Source organism: Cupriavidus sp. H18C2 (assembly GCF_049393795.1).
GTDB lineage: Bacteria > Pseudomonadota > Gammaproteobacteria > Burkholderiales > Burkholderiaceae > Cupriavidus > Cupriavidus pauculus_C.
Genome location: NZ_CP186010.1, coordinates 2,647,943 through 2,664,223, shown reverse-complemented (window position 1 = coordinate 2,664,223; position 16,281 = coordinate 2,647,943). Strand labels below are relative to the sequence as shown.

18 protein-coding genes, 1 pseudogene and 1 riboswitch are annotated in these 16,281 nt (G+C 66.2%); of the genes and pseudogenes, 6 read left to right on the top strand and 13 right to left on the bottom strand.

Annotated features, from left to right (window positions below; genetic code table 11):
* The 13 genes and pseudogenes from EPAKOI_RS11990 to glyA all read right to left on the bottom strand — a co-directional run bounded on the left by EPAKOI_RS11990 (position 1) and on the right by glyA (position 11,117).
* Positions 1 to 111, bottom strand: coding sequence for a hypothetical protein (locus EPAKOI_RS11990; RefSeq protein ID WP_423192296.1), 111 nt, complete (start codon positions 109 to 111; stop codon positions 1 to 3).
* 216 nt (positions 112 to 327) lie between these two features.
* Positions 328 to 1,257 (bottom strand): PilW family protein, encoded by a 930-nt coding sequence (locus EPAKOI_RS11985; RefSeq protein WP_423192295.1) that lies wholly within the window; start codon positions 1,255 to 1,257, stop codon positions 328 to 330.
* Complete coding sequence (locus tag EPAKOI_RS11980; RefSeq protein WP_423192294.1) at positions 1,254 to 1,589, bottom strand: hypothetical protein; 336 nt, start codon at positions 1,587 to 1,589, stop codon at positions 1,254 to 1,256. The genes EPAKOI_RS11985 and EPAKOI_RS11980 overlap by 4 nt, the downstream gene beginning before the upstream one ends.
* 226 nt (positions 1,590 to 1,815) lie before the next feature.
* The gene (locus EPAKOI_RS11975) at positions 1,816 to 2,373 is read right to left on the bottom strand and encodes a GspH/FimT family pseudopilin (RefSeq protein ID WP_423192293.1); all 558 of its coding nucleotides are present in this window, start codon (positions 2,371 to 2,373) and stop codon (positions 1,816 to 1,818) included.
* A 5-nt stretch (positions 2,374 to 2,378) separates the two neighbouring features.
* Positions 2,379 to 2,843 carry a type IV pilin protein gene (locus EPAKOI_RS11970; protein ID WP_423192292.1) on the bottom strand — a complete coding sequence of 155 codons (465 nt, stop codon included), beginning with the start codon at positions 2,841 to 2,843 and terminating at the stop codon, positions 2,379 to 2,381.
* Positions 2,844 to 2,854: 11 nt separating this feature from the next.
* A complete protein-coding gene (locus EPAKOI_RS11965) occupies positions 2,855 to 4,399 on the bottom strand; it encodes a pilus assembly protein (RefSeq protein ID WP_423192291.1) in 1,545 nt (514 codons plus the stop codon).
* Positions 4,302 to 6,734: a hypothetical protein gene (locus EPAKOI_RS11960; protein WP_423192290.1), complete on the bottom strand. Its 2,433-nt coding sequence runs from the start codon at positions 6,732 to 6,734 to the stop codon at positions 4,302 to 4,304. Before EPAKOI_RS11960 ends, EPAKOI_RS11965 begins: the two co-directional genes overlap by 98 nt.
* Positions 6,735 to 6,798: 64 nt before the next feature.
* Positions 6,799 to 7,440, bottom strand: a complete 642-nt coding sequence (locus EPAKOI_RS11955) for a pilus assembly PilX family protein (RefSeq protein WP_124683520.1) — start codon at positions 7,438 to 7,440, stop codon at positions 6,799 to 6,801.
* On the bottom strand, positions 7,431 to 8,384 hold the full coding sequence (locus EPAKOI_RS11950) for a PilW family protein (RefSeq protein WP_423193516.1): 954 nt from the start codon (positions 8,382 to 8,384) through the stop codon (positions 7,431 to 7,433). Before EPAKOI_RS11950 ends, EPAKOI_RS11955 begins: the two co-directional genes overlap by 10 nt.
* Complete coding sequence (locus EPAKOI_RS11945) at positions 8,384 to 8,656, bottom strand: hypothetical protein (RefSeq protein WP_423193534.1); 273 nt, start codon at positions 8,654 to 8,656, stop codon at positions 8,384 to 8,386. The genes EPAKOI_RS11950 and EPAKOI_RS11945 overlap by 1 nt, the downstream gene beginning before the upstream one ends.
* Before the next feature lie 100 nt (positions 8,657 to 8,756).
* Positions 8,757 to 8,972 (bottom strand): annotated as a pseudogene (gene pilV, locus EPAKOI_RS11940) (type IV pilus modification protein PilV); the annotation flags it as partial.
* A gap of 277 nt (positions 8,973 to 9,249) precedes the next feature.
* Positions 9,250 to 9,717, bottom strand: coding sequence for a transcriptional regulator NrdR (gene nrdR / locus EPAKOI_RS11935; RefSeq protein ID WP_124683523.1), 468 nt, complete (start codon positions 9,715 to 9,717; stop codon positions 9,250 to 9,252).
* A 152-nt stretch (positions 9,718 to 9,869) separates the two neighbouring features.
* Positions 9,870 to 11,117, bottom strand: coding sequence for a serine hydroxymethyltransferase (gene glyA / locus EPAKOI_RS11930; protein ID WP_124683524.1), 1,248 nt, complete (start codon positions 11,115 to 11,117; stop codon positions 9,870 to 9,872).
* Between the two features lie 180 nt (positions 11,118 to 11,297).
* Positions 11,298 to 11,400: riboswitch (ZMP/ZTP riboswitch) on the bottom strand.
* Positions 11,401 to 11,568: 168 nt separating this feature from the next.
* On the opposite strand from glyA, the gene ybgC reads away from it, so the two are divergent.
* The 6 genes from ybgC to pal all read left to right on the top strand — a co-directional run bounded on the left by ybgC (position 11,569) and on the right by pal (position 16,280).
* On the top strand, positions 11,569 to 11,973 hold the full coding sequence (gene ybgC / locus EPAKOI_RS11925) for a tol-pal system-associated acyl-CoA thioesterase (RefSeq protein ID WP_124683525.1): 405 nt from the start codon (positions 11,569 to 11,571) through the stop codon (positions 11,971 to 11,973).
* Positions 11,970 to 12,653, top strand: a complete 684-nt coding sequence (gene tolQ, locus EPAKOI_RS11920) for a protein TolQ (protein ID WP_061956800.1) — start codon at positions 11,970 to 11,972, stop codon at positions 12,651 to 12,653. The genes ybgC and tolQ overlap by 4 nt, the downstream gene beginning before the upstream one ends.
* Before the next feature lie 20 nt (positions 12,654 to 12,673).
* Positions 12,674 to 13,111, top strand: a complete 438-nt coding sequence (tolR, locus tag EPAKOI_RS11915; RefSeq protein WP_124683526.1) for a protein TolR — start codon at positions 12,674 to 12,676, stop codon at positions 13,109 to 13,111.
* A gap of 18 nt (positions 13,112 to 13,129) precedes the next feature.
* Positions 13,130 to 14,197 carry a cell envelope integrity protein TolA gene (tolA, locus tag EPAKOI_RS11910; protein WP_124685055.1) on the top strand — a complete coding sequence of 356 codons (1,068 nt, stop codon included), beginning with the start codon at positions 13,130 to 13,132 and terminating at the stop codon, positions 14,195 to 14,197.
* Positions 14,198 to 14,409: 212 nt separating this feature from the next.
* Positions 14,410 to 15,750: a Tol-Pal system beta propeller repeat protein TolB gene (gene tolB, locus EPAKOI_RS11905; RefSeq protein ID WP_124683527.1), complete on the top strand. Its 1,341-nt coding sequence runs from the start codon at positions 14,410 to 14,412 to the stop codon at positions 15,748 to 15,750.
* Positions 15,751 to 15,770: 20 nt separating this feature from the next.
* Entirely contained in the window at positions 15,771 to 16,280 is a 510-nt protein-coding gene (gene pal, locus EPAKOI_RS11900; protein ID WP_172966031.1) for a peptidoglycan-associated lipoprotein Pal, read from the top strand.
* The last annotated feature ends 1 nt before the right edge of the window (position 16,281 follow it).

The following is a 16,281-nucleotide window of genomic DNA, read 5'->3' as shown; positions in this document are numbered from 1 at the left end:
TCATGGCTGGAACTCCGTCTGCAGCAGCACGCGGACATCCGGGTCACGCCCCAGACCCAGCGCGACGATTCGCATGCGCGGCCACATGCCCGAGGCCGGCGGGTCGTCCATGATCTCGATCAGGTAGCGTGGCGCGACAGTGGCGCCGATGACGCCGTCGGAGGGCCGCCTCGGCGGCCCGGAATGCGATCTCGCGGTCGAGCGGCTGGCTCGTGAGTTGCCGACCGGCCAGCAGGAAGTGCAGGGCGGCGACGCTGACGCCGCCCATCAGGAGCAGCAGCATGGCGACGCATGCCAGCAGCGCGGTGCCCTGACTGTGGTGGCGGGTCAACATAGTGACTCCTGGCAGGGCGACGGATTGCGCAGCCGCACGGTCGTCAGGAAGGCCCGGCGCCGCAGGCGCGGATGGGTCGTCGGGTGGAAGGTGTACGCGTCGGCGGTATCGGTACCGTCCATCGGAAACAGCCGAAGCGTCTGCACCGTACCTGGCGCGAGCGTTGGCCGGTCGCCGCGCACGACCAGCGCGATCTGGACGGCCCGCACCCGGTGCCAGCCAGCCGGGCCCTGGGCGTGCCAGGCGTCGGCCGGCACGAAGCGGTCGAGCGCGCCGTCGCCGTCGATGTCGACGCCATAGCGCAGTTGCATCGTCTCCACGCCGCGCACCAGGGTCCCGGCGGTATGCGCGTCGGACCGCACCCGGTTTCCCTGCCGGCTCGGATAGCGGCAGAGCAGTTGCGGCACGCCATCGCCGCCGGTGCCGATATAGAACAGATTGGTCGATGCGTGGTAGGGCGGCCGGCTACCCTCGGCCGCCACGGCGCGGGCCGGCAGCGGGTAGCCGCCGCAGTCGGTCATCGTGCCGTCGGGAAGGGTGGGATCGGCGGCGAGCCCGCTGCCCGATACGCGCACCAGCAACGCGTCGCTGGCATGCACGCCCGAGCGGCCGCACTGGAGCCCGGACTGGAGCCACGGCTGCGCGCAATCGTCCCGCCCTTCGACGGGCGAGGCCGGCGCGGCGTGAGCGGGCGCCAGCGCGACGTGCGCCGGGATCCATCCGGCCTGCCGGATCGCGTGCGACACGATGGCGAGCGCCCGCTGCCCGCGTTCTTCGATCAGCACGCTGTCGACCACGCTCGCGTAGGCGTCGCGCACGACCTGCAGGCAGGCCAGCACCGCCAGCATCGCCAACATGCCCAGCGCGACGCCGACCATCATCCCGGCCAGCGTGAAGCCCGCCGCGCGACGGCGCCCGATCATGGCCGCACCCACAACGCGACGTGGGTGGCCGGCGCCGCCATGTCGAACGGCGAGCCAGCGCGGGCCGACGGCAGCCGGGCGACAGCGATCCGCTCTCCCGGCGCGCAACCTTCACCGGCCGCCGGGGCCCCGCACAGCGCGACGCCGTCGGCATCGCCGCCGATCAGCGTCCAGCGGTCCGGGCCGGCTTCCGCCTGTTCGGCGACAACCCGCAGCGTGCCGTTCAGCCGTTCGAGATCGCCGCTCCAGCGTAGCCAACTGCTGCCGAGCATCGCAAGCGGCAGCGCGCCCAGGCCCACCAGCGCCAGGCAGACCAGCGATTCAACAAGCACGTCACCGCCCGCGCGAGCGCGAAGCGGCCGTAGGGCAGGGCGGTGCAGCGGGCAGGGAACAGCGGAAGACATGGCGCATCGGTTCGGTCGGAACGGATGGCCAAGATAGCGGCGAAAGCGGGGTCGAAACGTGTCGGGACGTTGCGGGGTTGCGTCAATGTGTGTCCGAGCCGGGCTCGGAACTGGCCGGGGGCGGCCGCTCCCGCCCTCGGCCGCGCCAGCCAGGCTACTGGTTGATCGTCGGCATCACGCAGTACTGCGTGTCGGCGGCGGGATTGCAGACCCGGGCCCGCCCGAGGGGACTGACTTCGACGAGTCGCCGCGCGTCGCCCAGCGTGAACATGATTGCCATCGCCATTTGCGCCTTGTTGGCCGACTGCGAATAGCCGATTGGCGAAAACGAGATGTACTTGTAGCCGTTCGTGGCGTCGTAGGCGTACTCCATGCCGTCCGGCAGCGGGTCGTACTGCGCGATGAGCGTGTCCGTGCCGTTGTACTTGCCGTCAGGCGACGCATGCTCGTTGAAGACCTGCCAGCCCTTCTTCCAGTCTTCGTCGACCGGCGCCACCGTGATGTAGCTGTTGCTGGCCGCTGCCACGGTGCGCGCCTTGGTCAATGCCGCGTTCAGGCTGTCCGCCGTGGTCAGCAGCCGCTGGTTCTTCATGAACGCGGCCATGCTGGGCACGGCGAAGCCGACGATGACCGCGGCTACCGCGATCGTGGTCATCAACTCGATCAGCGTGAAGCCGCGATGGCGCGGCAGCCTTTGCCGGGTAGCGGTCATGGCGGTCACCAGCAGTTGGGGACGGACTTGGGCGCCGTGCTGCCGATGGCGACCAGCTTCTCGTTGGTGCTGCGCAGTACCAGCGCGTCGCACGTGGGATCGTCGAAGCCGGCATTCGGCTTTGCACGCAGCTCCACGCACTGCCCGTCGTTGGGTGTCCCGGCACCGGTGCAGGGAATCGCCGAGATCGTGTACTTCGCGCCGGTGGGGTTGTCGCCCGAGTATTTCTTGTAGCCGTCCCAGGTGACGGTCGTGCCGGCGGCGTAGTAGGTATTCACCTGCGAAAAATGCCGCTCGAAAAGCTGCATGTTTTCCATCAGCGCCGCCTTGGCTTCGGTGCGCCGACCCTTGCGGATGAATTCCTGGTAGGACGGGTAGGCAATCGCGGCCAGGATGCCGATGACGGTGACCGTCACCATCAGTTCCATCAGCGTGAAGCCGGCTTGCCGGCTCCGCAGTCGAGTATGCATCGCGGGCTCCATCAGTCAATCTTGAAGTTGCGGACTTCGCGCCAGCTCTGGCGGCCCGGGCGCTTCTTCTGGCCGGGGTCGGTCGGGCCGCCGCCCGACGTGGAGATGGTGCCGTCGGCGCCAAAGCTCAGGGCCATCGTCTTGGTGGTCTGGATGTAGCCGCCGACTGAGCCGCGCGGGTCCGAACTGCGTGTCACGACGATGATCGTCGGCGCGCCGAGCAGGCCGTTGGACGACTGGATGCCCGATGTGCCGTTCACCGGCAGCCCCGTCAGCGTGTTCAGCGTGTAGCTGCGGCTGCCGCCGGCGGTGTTGCAGGCGTCGACGGCCGTGTAGATCGAGTTGAAGTACACAAGGCCGCCAGACAGCGCCGCCGAGGTGATCTGGCGCTCGGTCTTGTCCAGGAAGTCCATTACCCAGCCGGGCTTGCGCAGACCCACGAAGCCCGGCGCGATCGCCGTGCCGGTGAACTGGATCGTCGAGCCGTCGGCGCTGTACTTCAGCGTCAGCGGGTTCAGGGCGCTGCGGTTGCCGGCATACGACAGCGTGTTGTCGTCGTAGATGCCGTAGAAGGCGTTGCCCGACGTCGGGTTGGGTGCGGTGTCGGCCAGTTCGTAGTACTTGCCGGTACCGAACAACACCATGTAGCCGCCCGGCGCATAGGTCACCGAAGGCTGCATCGTGATGGGCTGGCGCGTGCCCGTGGTCTTGTCGGTGGCAATGAACATCGGCTTGCCGGGGTAGCCGCCATAGGCCGGCAGGGCGCCCTTCTCGCCGGCGTTCCACGTGTCGCTGGTGCCGGAGAGCGCGAACTTCCAGAGGTTGCCCTGCAGGTCACCCGCGTAGGCGGCCAGCGCGGTACCGTTCGCGCCGGCGACCACGGCAGGCGTGCTCAGGCCGTTGGCGGTGGAGTAGGGCGGGACCGCGGCCGGCACGGGCGTCTTGATCTTCCAGTAGTTGACGCCTTCCAGCCAGTTCTCGGAGGGCGCCTTGTCCAGCGACAGGATGAACAGCACCGCGGGGGCGTCGGCGTCGTAGGACTTGTCTTCCAGGTTCGCGTTGATGCCGTTGCCCACGATCACGTACCAGCCATACTGCGGCACGCCCTTGCTGTCCTTGCCCTTCATGAGCTTGGCGATCTGGGGCCGGCCCATGACGTTGCCCATGTCCTTGTCATGCTGGTCGGTGAACTCCCACAGCACATTGGCGGCGCCGAAGCTGTCCGGGGCGGTCACGTCCAGTGCGAACACGCCCTGGGCGCCGCCGCCAAAGCCAGCGGTCAGCACCGACTTCCACTTGTCGCCGATCTGGGCTTCGGTGATTGTCGGCGTGGCATCGACATAGGGCCGGTGGTTGTAGGTGCGTGAGGTCAGCTGGTTCAGGGTGCCGTACAGCGCGTTGGGCACGTAGGCCAGCACTTCGTCGCCGGTCTCGGCATTGAAGCCGTGCAGCATGCCGTCATTGGCGCCGACGTAGACCACCGGTGTGCGCGACTGGTAGGTCGAGTAGAACGTGCTGTAGCCGGTGCCCGGACGCAGGGGGGCGGGGGGCGCCAACGTACACGGGGCCCGAGTTGATGATGTCGCCGAGCCGGGTCTGGCGCTGGCGGAACAAGCCGCCGTTGCCGGCGCCGTCATTCTCCTGGCTGCGGTCGCCGCGCAGGTAGTCCACGCGCCTGCTGCCCAGGCCGTCGGCGCTGCCGGTTTCGGGATTCAGGTTCAGCGCCGTTTGCTGGTCCTTCGACAGGCTGTCCCACAGGAACGGCGCGCCGGTGCCGGTCTGGCTGTTCAGCGTATAGATGACGCGCGAGGCCGGAGTGCGCCCCGCGAGCTTCGCACCGGCTTCCCACTTCTGGGTGCCGGACACGCTCACCGTGCCGTCGGTGCCGCGCACCAGCGGGAAGGCCGTCAGCTTGCCGTTCCACTGGCTGTCGAAGCCCGGGGTGTAGACGGTCTGGTCGGTGAAGACGGTGTTGCTGCTCAGCGCGATGCCGGACAGTGTGCCGCCGGAGTTGGCCACCACGTCGAACACCTTGCGGATCGACCGGATCATGTCGGCCGGCTGGCTGGCCAGGAACCAGTTGGTCGGCAGTTTCGAACCGGGGGCCGTTTCCCATTCGGTATTGGTCTTGGTCAGCTTGCCGTTGACCAGTGTCTGGAACGGGTTGCCATCGTTGTTGCCGCCGTCCTTGAGGGCGTTCAGGAAGCCGCCGTACTTGGCCGCCAGGTAAATCTGGCTGCGGCGCTGCGCGTCGCCTACCGTGCCGTTGCCCGCCTCGTTCACGTCGATGCCGAAAGTGGTGACGCGGGCGTCCGGCATGTCGGGACGGAAGGCGGCCGTGTGCGCCCAGTACGCCACACCCGCCATGTAGTAGGACGAGTTCGACGAGCTCGGGTGCCCCCTCGAGAGCATGTTGGCAATGGTGGTGCTGGTATCCGCGTACGGGTTGCCTACGTCGGGACTGTTCATTTCCATGGCCTGGACGCGCTTGGTCCAGTCGACAACGTCGAAGCCGCTGTAGCTGTCCACGGCCCGCGTCGGATCGCCGCGCCCGGTGTAGGTGTTGCCGGGCACGTAGTTGTCCTGGTGGGTGTTGATGTCGCCGATCGTCAGCACATAGTTGCGCTGGCATTTGTTCAGCATCGGGTCGACGTTCCAGGACGAGTAGACCGCGAAGTTGTCGGTGTTGGCCGTGGTCAGGTTATTGACCGCTTCCGGCGTGGGACCCTTGTTGTGGAACTGCAGGTAGCGGATGGATTCGTAGAACAGTTCGCTCAGCGGGTCGTAGGTCTTGTACGAGCCGGTCGGGTTGTCGGTCGGCTTGCCAAGGCTGGTAATCGTCGTTCGGCCAAATTTGTTCAGGTAATTGACCACGCCGCTGTTGCCCGTGCTGTCGCCGAGCGGGTTGGCCGCGAAGACGCCGTAGGCATCCCATTCCTTGGCGGTGTTCGTGATGGTCTTGAGGTCGGTGTTGACGGCCGAATTGCCCAGGTACTTCATCGGCGCACGCAGCACACCGCCGTAGCGTTCGCTCTGCGCCAGGTTGCCGTTGTTGTAGTTGTCGTTCAGGTAGCCGAACGCCGCAAAGCGCACGCGCTCGGCGTTGCGCTGCATTTCGCCCACCGGCTTGTAGTTGGTGCCGTCGTAGCTGTAGCAGAGATCGGTCCGGGACGTGGCTTCGTTGCTGTCGCAGACCTGCACTTGCACCCGGTACGAGCGGCGTTCCGTCAGGTTCCCCCGTCGGTCGACCTGGTCCGCGTACTGGCCCAGGCTGCTGCAGCTCAATCCGTTGCTATCCGAGTTGGCGAAGAAGATATGGTTGCCACACGACGCCATGTACAGGGTGGAGTACGTGTATGGCGTGACTTCGCTGGGCGATACGCCATTGGCATTCTTCGACAGTGTCTTCAGCGGGAAATAGCTGCCGCTCTTGAAGAAGTCTGCCTGCAGCACGGCGCGCTGGAGCACGGTCTGGGTGCGGGTGTCGACCACGCGGTCGCCGCCGGTCATGGCCAGGCGCAGCATGTCGATGGCCGACGAGGCCGCCCAGTTCATGAAGTTGCCGCTGAACTGGCCAGAGCAGGTGCGGGTTGCCGACGCATTGCCGCTGATCGTGAAGTAGCCGTTCGTGGCATCGTACGTGTAGCACTTGCCGCTGTTGAAGTAGCCGACGTACTCGGTGTTGGCGCTGTATGCGCCGCGGTACGCCACGCCCGTGGTCGGAAACTCCACGGACAGCGCCAGCATCAGGTTCGGATGCAGGTTCTGCACCTTGCCATAGAGCGGCGTCTTGGCGATATCGACCGTCGGGACGGTCGGGGTCGTGGCGGCGCCGGCGAGCGTTGCCCAGCACAGGGCAACCAGCGGCAGCAATCGGTTCAGGATCTTCATGATGTAGGTCCCGTTGCGTGTAGGCAGAAGCGAAGCGGTTGGGAGATCGGGCCGGCGGCCCGCATCACGTGGCGGACGGCTGTAGCTGGCCCCGCCGATAGTAGGTCTGCACCACCGCGCGCGTGGTGTCGTTCGGCCCGAATCCCACGGCGGTGACGCGATAGATGAACGACGGCGGCGACTGCGTGCCGGTGGCATCCTCGCCCAGTTCGGTGTCCTGGAAGATCTCGATCAGGTAGCGGGGCTTGCGGGCCGGGGTCAGGCCCGCGCCGGTAGGGAAGGCCAGGCCGGTGAACGTGCCATATTCCACCGTCCGTTGGCCAACCTTGGTTGTCCAGTCGACCTGGTCCCAGATGTTCGTGGTGGTCCAGGTGTCCGTGGTGTCGCACAGTCCCAGCGTGGGGTCGGCCTTGCTGGTGCCCGTGCCGCAACCGACCATGAAGCCTTTGGGCGCGGTGGGGATGAACGAGTCGGCCCGGCTGCCGGATTCGATATCCTTCTCGGCGTCGCGCAGTGCTGCCTCGGCGGCCTGGAAGGCGATCTCGAAGTCGCGCTGGTTGCGCGAGCTGCGCTTGGTGTCGAGCGCGGCCCGGGCGCCGGCGATGGCGAGCATCGTGATGACCAGCAGCATGATCACGGCCGTGATCAGTGCGATGCCCTGCTCCCGGCGGGGCGCCAGCCTGTTGACGCGGGTCGTCAGAAGCATAGGACGTCTCCCTTGTAGCAGGTGAGGTAGTTGTGCAACTGCACAGTGGCCGTGTAGAGCTTGCGTGCGGCCTTCGTATCGACCTTCGGTACGTACGAGGCGTCCGGCAGGCTCGAACCCAGCGTGCCAAACAGATTGAAGGTGCCGGCGTCGGTGCCGGTGGCGTTGAGGTTGTCGGTCCTGACGACCATTGCCACCTTGGCCGTCAGGACCATGTCCCATTCGTTCGTGCCGATCTGGTCCGCGGTCACGAACTTGTCCGGGACTTCGTCGTCGTTGACAGCAATGCCGTACAGCACCTGGAACGCTTCCACGCCGGGCACCAGTTCCTGAGTGACGTAGCTGTCTGGCACCACCGCGCCGTTCTTGCGCTCGGGGTACTTGCACATCAGCGCCGGCTTGCCGTTGCTGCCCGTGTCGACGTAGAGCAGGGCCAGGCCGCGTTGCTTGGCGGCGGTGTTCTTGTTCTTCTCGTCGAGGGCGCCGACGGCCATGCCCGCGCAGTCCACGACGGAGCCGTCCGGCGTACCGTCGGGATTCGAGATGCCGAAGAAGCGGATCATCACTGCGTCGCTGTTGTTGATCGCCACGCCGCCGCCGCAGGTCACGCGCTGCAGTCCGTTTGCATCGGGCGTGATCTGAGGCGCCGCGCAATGGTCCTTGCCGTCGATCATCGGGTCGTCGACCGTCATCAGGCCCCCGCCGCCGCTGGCAGGCGGGGTGAAGGCGGTTTGCCGCAGCATCCGGGTGACCACCGAAATGGCGAAGTTGCCACGCTCTTGCAGGTTGGCGCTGTCATCGATGGTCGCGTAGCTGTTGCGACTCATCATGTAGAACGCCAGGCCGGCCGACAGCAGCAGCAGCGACAGCACCAGCGTGACCATCAGCTCGACCAGCGTGTAGCCGCCGGAGCGGCGCCGGGTGGTTGGAATCGTGCGGCGCATCACTGCTCCACCCCCGGGAGAATGGTGACCACGATCTGGGGCTTGGCATCGCCCTTGGCGTCGCGGGAATCGGCCAGTTTCGAGCCGGCTGGCACGTCTGTGCCGCCGGTGTCGGCAAAGCGTGAGACCCAGCCGATCTTGACGACCAGCGGCGTAGCCGTGGCGCCGCCGGGTCCCACGGCGCAGCCCCAGTCGTAACCGGTATCGAGGTTGAAAGCCGTGGCGTCGCGGCAGACCACTGCGCGGCCCTTGGGCAGGTTCGCGGCGATCATGCGAGCCCATTCGGCCTGGTCGAACGCCGCAGTCAGGGGGGGCGCAGGTCTTGGCGTCGCCGGTGCACGGCGTGACGTAGGGATTGGCGTTGTCGGCGATGGCGGGCGCGCCATTGCTGGTGTCGAACTTGTCGTAGGCCCCGGCCCGGGTCAGCGCGTCGTTCGCGCGCATGCGATCCGCCATGTCGTTGGCGATCTGCAGCGCCACGATGTCGTAGGAAGATTGCTGGGCGAAGCGGAAAGACTTGACGAGCAGGTTGGCCACGCCGAGCACGCCGAAGGCGAGCACGACGATAGCAACCAAAGCTTCAAGCATGGTGAAGCCGGCTGCCTCCCGGCAGCGGAATTGACCCATTTGTAACTCCCGTCCAAAAAACGACAGTTCTTTTTTGTTCTTTGCGCGGCGCGCTGGAATTCTGTGTGCGTCCGGGCCTCTGTCGGGACCGGTTCCGCTGGCGGCTGTTTGTTGCCGCGCTGCCGTTCGTGCCGGTTCGGTTTGGTCCGATCCGGTCCGACGGGAGCGCGCGCCCGCTCGCCCGCCTCCTTACCCAAAGGAGGCTAGTGCAGATTAGACAGCTTTTTTGGCCAAGTGGCTACCCCTTTCGTGGGGTAGGGGTTGAAAACTCGTCGAGTACGTCGCGGAATTCCGACACATCCTCGAAGCTGCGGTAGACCGAGGCAAAGCGGATGTAGGCAATCTTGTCCAGCTTGCGCAGTTCGCGCATGACCAGCTCGCCCACCTGGCTGCTCGAAATTTCCTTCTCGCCCAACGCCAGCAGTTTTTCCTCGATGCGCAGGATGGCTTCGTCGATGGCCTCGGCCGATACCGGCCGCTTGCGCAGCGCCAGGCGCATGGAATCCTTGAGCTTGGCGCGTGTGTAGTCCACCCGGGAGCCGTTTTTCTTGACGATGGCCGGGAAGAACAGTTCGATGCGTTCGTAGGTGGTGAAGCGGCGATCGCAGGCTTCGCAGCGGCGGCGGCGGCGTACGGTTTCGCCGTCTTCCGAGACGCGGCTATCGAGGACCTGGGTATTGGAATGACCGCAGAAGGGGCATTTCATGCCTGACCACCTGAAGAAATGTGCCAGCCCGCATTTTGCATCTTTGAATTCTGCTGCGGGATTGCGGCGGGTCAACCGGCGCCGCCGCCCGGAGGCGGCGGCGCTGTTGGTGCGTACTGACTATCGGTACGCGGAAGGACCGTCGCGGCCGATCAGCCGTACACCGGGAAGCGGCGCGTCAGCGCCGACACCTGCTCGCGCACGCGGGCGATGTTGGCGGCGTCGTGCGGGTTGTCCAGCACGTCGGCGATCAGGTTGGCCACCTGGCGTGCTTCTTCTTCCTTGAAGCCGCGCGTGGTCATGGCCGGCGAGCCCAGGCGGATGCCCGAGGTCACGAACGGCTTTTCCGGGTCGTTCGGGATGGCGTTCTTGTTGACCGTGATATGCGCGTCGCCCAGGATCTTCTCGGCTTCCTTGCCGGTGATCTGCTTGGCGCGCAGGTCCACCAGCATCACGTGGCTTTCGGTCTTGCCCGACACGATGCGCAGGCCGCGCGAGATCAGCGTCTCGGCCAGCACGGCGGCGTTCTTCACCACCTGCTGCTGGTAGGTCTTGAATTCCGGTTGCAGCGCTTCCTTGAACGCGACGGCCTTGCCGGCGATCACGTGCATCAGCGGGCCGCCCTGGATACCCGGGAAGATGGCCGAGTTGATGGCCTTCTCGTGCTCGGCCTTCATCAGGATCACGCCGCCGCGCGGGCCGCGCAGGCTCTTGTGGGTGGTGGTGGTCACGAAGTCGGCGTGCGGCACCGGGTTCGGGTAGACGCCCGCGGCGATCAGGCCGGCGTAGTGCGCCATGTCGACCATGAAGTAGGCGCCAACTGCCTTGGCAACCTTGGCGATGCGTTCGAAGTCGATGCGCAGGGCAAAGGCCGAGGCGCCGGCGATGATCATCTTCGGCTTGGTCTCGTGGGCCTGCTTTTCCAGCGCGTCGTAGTCGATGTCTTCCTGGGCGTTCAGGCCGTAGCTGACCACGTTGAACCACTTGCCGCTCATGTTCAGGGCCATGCCGTGCGTCAGGTGGCCGCCTTCGGCCAGGCTCATGCCCATGATCGTGTCGCCCGGCTTGAGCATGGCGAAGAACACGCCCTGGTTGGCCTGCGAGCCCGAATTGGGCTGCACGTTGGCGGCTTCGGCGCCGAAGAGCTGCTTCACGCGGTCGATGGCCAGTTGTTCCACCACGTCCACGTACTCGCAGCCGCCGTAGTAGCGCTTGCCCGGATACCCTTCGGCGTACTTGTTGGTCAGTTGCGAACCCTGGGCGGCCATCACGGCCGGCGAGGTGTAGTTCTCGGAAGCAATCAGTTCGATATGGTCTTCCTGGCGCTGGTTTTCTTTCTCGATGGCGGCGAAGACTTCGGGATCGATCTGTTCGATCGTGAAACGGCTGCGTTCAAACATGGCGTGACTCGTCTGTAAAAAGGAAAGCGGACGGCAATGTCGATATGAAGATCGGTTGCGGATCGGCGTTCGGATGGAAGCGGGAAAACTTCGCGGATAGGGCGCGCGGGGAAGGCACTGGCGTCCAGCATCGTGGGCCGCAACGCGCGGCGGGCCGATGCAGGGCGCACCCTGCTTCCCATTCGCTGCCCAGGCGAGCGGCAGGCGCTTGCAACTTCACGCCCAAAGATCTTGCGCTTCCTCGTGGTAGTACCCACTGACTTCGCCAGTCGCGCAAGGTGGAATGGTTGCCGCAGAGTTTATGCGAACGGGCCGCTTGCCGCAACCCGCGAGGTCAAGCCCGGGGCCGCCGTGCGGCCTGCGCGGCCAAGGGCTTGTGGCGCATGGCTCGCAACTTGCTGTTGCAAAGTCGCGTACGGGTTAACCAGTGCGCTCCGTTACAATGCGGGCCATGCCAAATTTCGTGTGGCCGCTGCGCGTGTACTGGGAAGACACCGACGCTGGCGGCGTGGTGTTCTACGCCAACTATCTCAAGTTCTTCGAGCGGGCGCGGACCGAATGGCTGCGCTCGCTCGGCATTGAACAACAGACCCTTGCCGATGCGTCCGGCGTGGTCTTCGTCGTACGCAGTACCGCGGTGGAATACAATGCGCCCGCCCGGCTGGACGACCAGCTGGAGATCCGTACGCTCGTCGAACGGGTCGGGCCGGCATCGGTCCAATTCGCCCAGGAAGCCTGGCGAGGGGACGTGATGCTGGCCAGCGGCAAAATCCGTGTGGGATGTGTCGATAAGGCCACATTCCGTCCGGCCCCGATTCCTGCTCCTGTTCTCGCCACTATTAAAAACGCTCGATGAATCCGGTGACCGTCACACAAGACCTGTCGATCATTTCGCTGGTCCTTCACGCCAGCCTGCTGGCACAGGCCGTCATGGCCCTGCTGCTGGTGATGTCCCTGTTCTCGTGGACCTACATCTTCCGCAAACATCTGGCGCTGCGCGCGGCGCGCACCCAGACCGAGGGCTTCGAACGCGATTTCTGGGCCGGCGGCGACCTGCAGGCGCTCTATAACAGCGCCGTCAACAACCGCCACAACACCGGCGCGCTGGAACGCATTTTCGAATCGGGCATGGGTGAATTCCTGAAGGCCCGCGAGCGCAGCAACGACGCCGGCGCGCTGCTCGACGCCGCCCGCCGCGCCATGCGCGCCGCGTACCAGCGCGAGATGGACGTGCTCGAATCCCACCTGCCGTTCCTGGCGTCGGTGGGCTCGGTCAGCCCGTACATCGGCCTGTTCGGCACGGTCTGGGGGATCATGAACGCGTTCCGTGGCCTGTCGAATGTGCAGCAAGCGACGCTTGCATCGGTGGCCCCCGGCATCGCCGAGGCGCTGGTCGCTACCGCGATCGGCCTGTTCGCCGCCATCCCGGCCGTGATTGCCTATAACCGCTATGCCACCGAGATCGACCGGCTGGCCATCCGGTTCGAAAGCTTCATGGAAGAATTCCTGAACATCCTGCAGCGGCAGACCCGCTGAACCGACTGGGGAGCACAGCCATGGCAGCCATCCAGCGCCGGGGCGGTTCGCGCCGCCGGGCCAGCGCCGACATCAATGTCGTGCCGTATATCGACGTGATGCTCGTGCTGCTCGTCATCTTCATGGTGGCGGCACCGATCGTGAACCCGGCCGTCGTGGACCTGCCGTCGGTGGCCAACGCCACGCCGCAGCAGCAGACGCCGCCGATCATCGTCACCGTGCACGAGGACGGCCAACTCACCGCGCGCGGCAAGGAAAGCTCGGGCGGGTCGTTCGAGCGCAAGCTCGACAAGCGCGGCCTGATTGATTTCGTGCACCAGCGCCAGAACGAGAATCCGGACCAGCCGGTGGTGATCGCCGCCGACAAGGCCGTCAAGTACGAAGCCGTGCTGGACGTCATGTCCGTGCTCAAGGCCGATGGCGTCAAGCGCGTCGGCCTGATGGTCAAGTCCAAGTAAGCGTCATTGCGTCCCAAAGTGGCCAGCATCCCGTCACGTCATCCGCAGCCAGGCCCTTCGCGCGCGAAGGCCGCCGCCTATCCGTATCAGCCGGTCAAGGAACGCGGCACGACGCGGTCGTTCCTGCTTGCGCTGCTGATGCACCTGTTGCTCGGCATCGTGCTGTACTACGGCGTGCACTGGCAGAGCAGCACGCCGGTCGGCGCCGAGGCCGAGCTGTGGGAGGAAATTCCCGACGTCACGCCGGCGCCGCCGCCGCGTCCGGTGGAGCAGCCGGTGCCCGCGCCGCCGCAGCCGGCCGTGCGCAGCAAGGTCGAGGAAGAGGCCGACATCGCGCTGGAACAGAAGAAGCGCAAGCAGGCCGAGGAGGCCGCCGCCCGCGAGGAAGCCGCGCGCCGCGAGCGCGAGCGCAAGGAACAGGAACAGAAGGAAGCGCAGCGCAAGGAAGAACAGCGCCAGCAGCAACTGGAGGCGCAGCGCAAGGAAGACGCGAAGAAGAAGGCTGACAAGGAAAAGGCTGACAAGGCCGCCCTGGCCGCGCGCGAGAAGGAAAAGGCCGAGCAGGAGCGCAAGGACGCCGAGGCCAAGGCGCGCGCCGATGCCGACAAGCAGGCCAAGGCCAAGGCCGACGCCGAGCAGAAAGCCAAGGCCAAGGCCGACGCGGACGCCAAGGCCAAGCGCGAAGCCGCGGCCAATGCGCAGCGCAAGTCGGAACTGGCGCGGCTGCAGGCGCTGGCCGGCGGCGGCAGCGCCGCGTCGAGCGGCGGCGGTGTCGGCAGTGCTACGGGCTCGGGCGCGGGTTCGGGCGGCAAGGCGTCGCCGGGCTATTCGGACCGCGTGCGCCGTCGCGTCAAGCCGAACATCATCTTCAACGGCGACGTGCAGGGCAATCCGGCCGCCGTGGTGGCGGTGCGGCTGGCGCCGGACGGGTCGATCCTGTCCAAGCGGCTGGCCAAGTCCAGCGGCGACGCCGACTGGGACAACGCCGTGCTGCGCGCCGTGGAGCGCTCTGACCCGCTGCCGCGCGACGAGGACGGCAAGGCGCCGTCGTTCGAGTTCACCATCACGTTCCGTCCGAAGGACTGACAGGGCGGAGCGTCGAGTGCCATGATTTGCAACATAATGCAACCTTCATCGTTGGCCGCGAGTCCGATCGCTACCATGAACGGTTGCCTGACGCGGCCGGCAGCGTGCAACACGCGCGCACGACGGACATGCGCCAAGCTGCATGCCGTCCGTGCCGACGTGCTTGCTGTGCCCGCCGTACCGATGAATCCTGAAATCGACTGAGGAGCAGCATGCGAAAGCTTTGGGCCCCTAACTGGCTGTCCCGACGCCAGACCACCACGATCACCCGCGACCAGGGCCGCCACGCGCTGATGGCGTGGCTGGCGGTGGCGCTGATGTCGGCCGGCGCGGCGCACGCGCAACTGAACGTGGAAATCACGGGCGTTGGCTCGAACCAGTTCCCCGTGGCCACGGCCAACTTCCAGGGCGAAGGGCAGGGCGCGCAGAACCTGACCGCCGTCATCCGCGCCGACCTGGTCAACAGCGGCCGTTTCCGCAATATCGATCCCGCCGGTGCCACCGTGCCCGAATCGGCCCAGGTGGACCTGGGTAGCTGGAAGGCCAAGGGCGCCGACGCGTTCGTGGCCGGCAGCGTCACCCCGAGCGGCAATGGCCAGTACGAGGTGCGCTTCCGCCTGTACGACACGGTCAAGGGCCAGAGCCTTGGCGGCCTGGCATTCAACGTGTCGCAGAGCCAGCTTCGCGTGACCGCGCACAAGATTGCCGACTACATCTACGAAAAGCTGCTGGGCGAGCGCGGCGTGTTTGCCACGCGGTTGTCGTACGTGTCGAAGGTGGGCAGCCGCTACCAGCTTCTGATCTCCGATTCGGACGGCCAGAACGCCCAGGTGGCACTGTCCAGCAGCGAGCCGATCATCTCGCCGTCGTGGTCGCCCGATGGCCGCCGCGTGGCCTACGTCTCGTTCGAGGCCAAGAAGCCGGTGGTGTACGTGCATGACCTGGCCACCGGCAAGCGCACGCTGGTATCGAACCAGAAGGGCAACAACAGCGCCCCGTCGTGGTCGCCCGATGGCCAGCGGCTGGCCGTGGCGCTGTCGCGCGACGGCAACACGCAGATCTACCTGGTCAACGCCGACGGCTCCGGCCTGCGCCGCATCACGCGCAGCAGCGCGATCGATACCGAGCCGCAGTTCTCGCCGGACGGCCGCAGCATCTATTTCACCAGCGATCGCGGCGGTGCGCCGCAGATCTACCGGATGCCGGCCTCTGGCGAGGAATCCGGCGCCGCGCAACGCGTGACGTTCAAGGGCAACTACAACGTCAGTCCGCGCGTGTCGCCGGACGGCAAGTACCTGGCCTACATCTCGCGTTCGGGCGGATTCCGCCTGCAACTGCAGGACCTGTCCAACGGTGATGTGACTTCTCTCACGGATACGTCCAACGACGAAGCCCCGAGCTTCGCCGCCAATGGCAAATACATCCTGTATGCCACCCGTGTGGGCGGCCGCTCGGTTCTGGCGGCGGTCTCCACGGACGGCCGAACGAAACAGGTTCTGTCGCTCCAGTCCGGCGAGGTTCGCGAGCCGTCCTGGGGTCCTTTCATGCAGTAGAAAAAGAGGAGTCTCTCGCCATGTCCCAAATGATGACCAAATCGCTCGCCCTGGCTGCCCTGCTGGCCCTGGGCGCCTGCAGCTCCGGCGTGAAGCTGGACGACGCTTCGAAGGCCGGTACCGGCACGGGCGGCGCCCAGACCGATCCGCGCGCCGTGGCGCCGGTGGTGGCCGCCGATCCGCTGAACGACCCGAACAGCCCGCTGGCCAAGCGCAGCGTGTACTTCGACTTCGACAGCTACTCGGTCAAGTCGGAATACCAGGGCGTGCTGCAGTCGCACGCGCAGTACCTGGGCACCAACAAGAGCCGCAAGATCCTGATCCAGGGCAACACCGACGAACGCGGCACCAGCGAGTACAACCTGGCCCTGGGCCAGAAGCGTGCCGAGGCCGTGCGCCGTTCGATGGCGTCGCTGGGCGTGCCCGAGTCGCAGATGGAAGCTGTGAGCCTGGGCAAGGAAAAGCCGAAGGCCACCGGCCACGACGAAGCCTCGTGGGCTGAGAACCGTCGCGCCGACATCGTCTACTGAT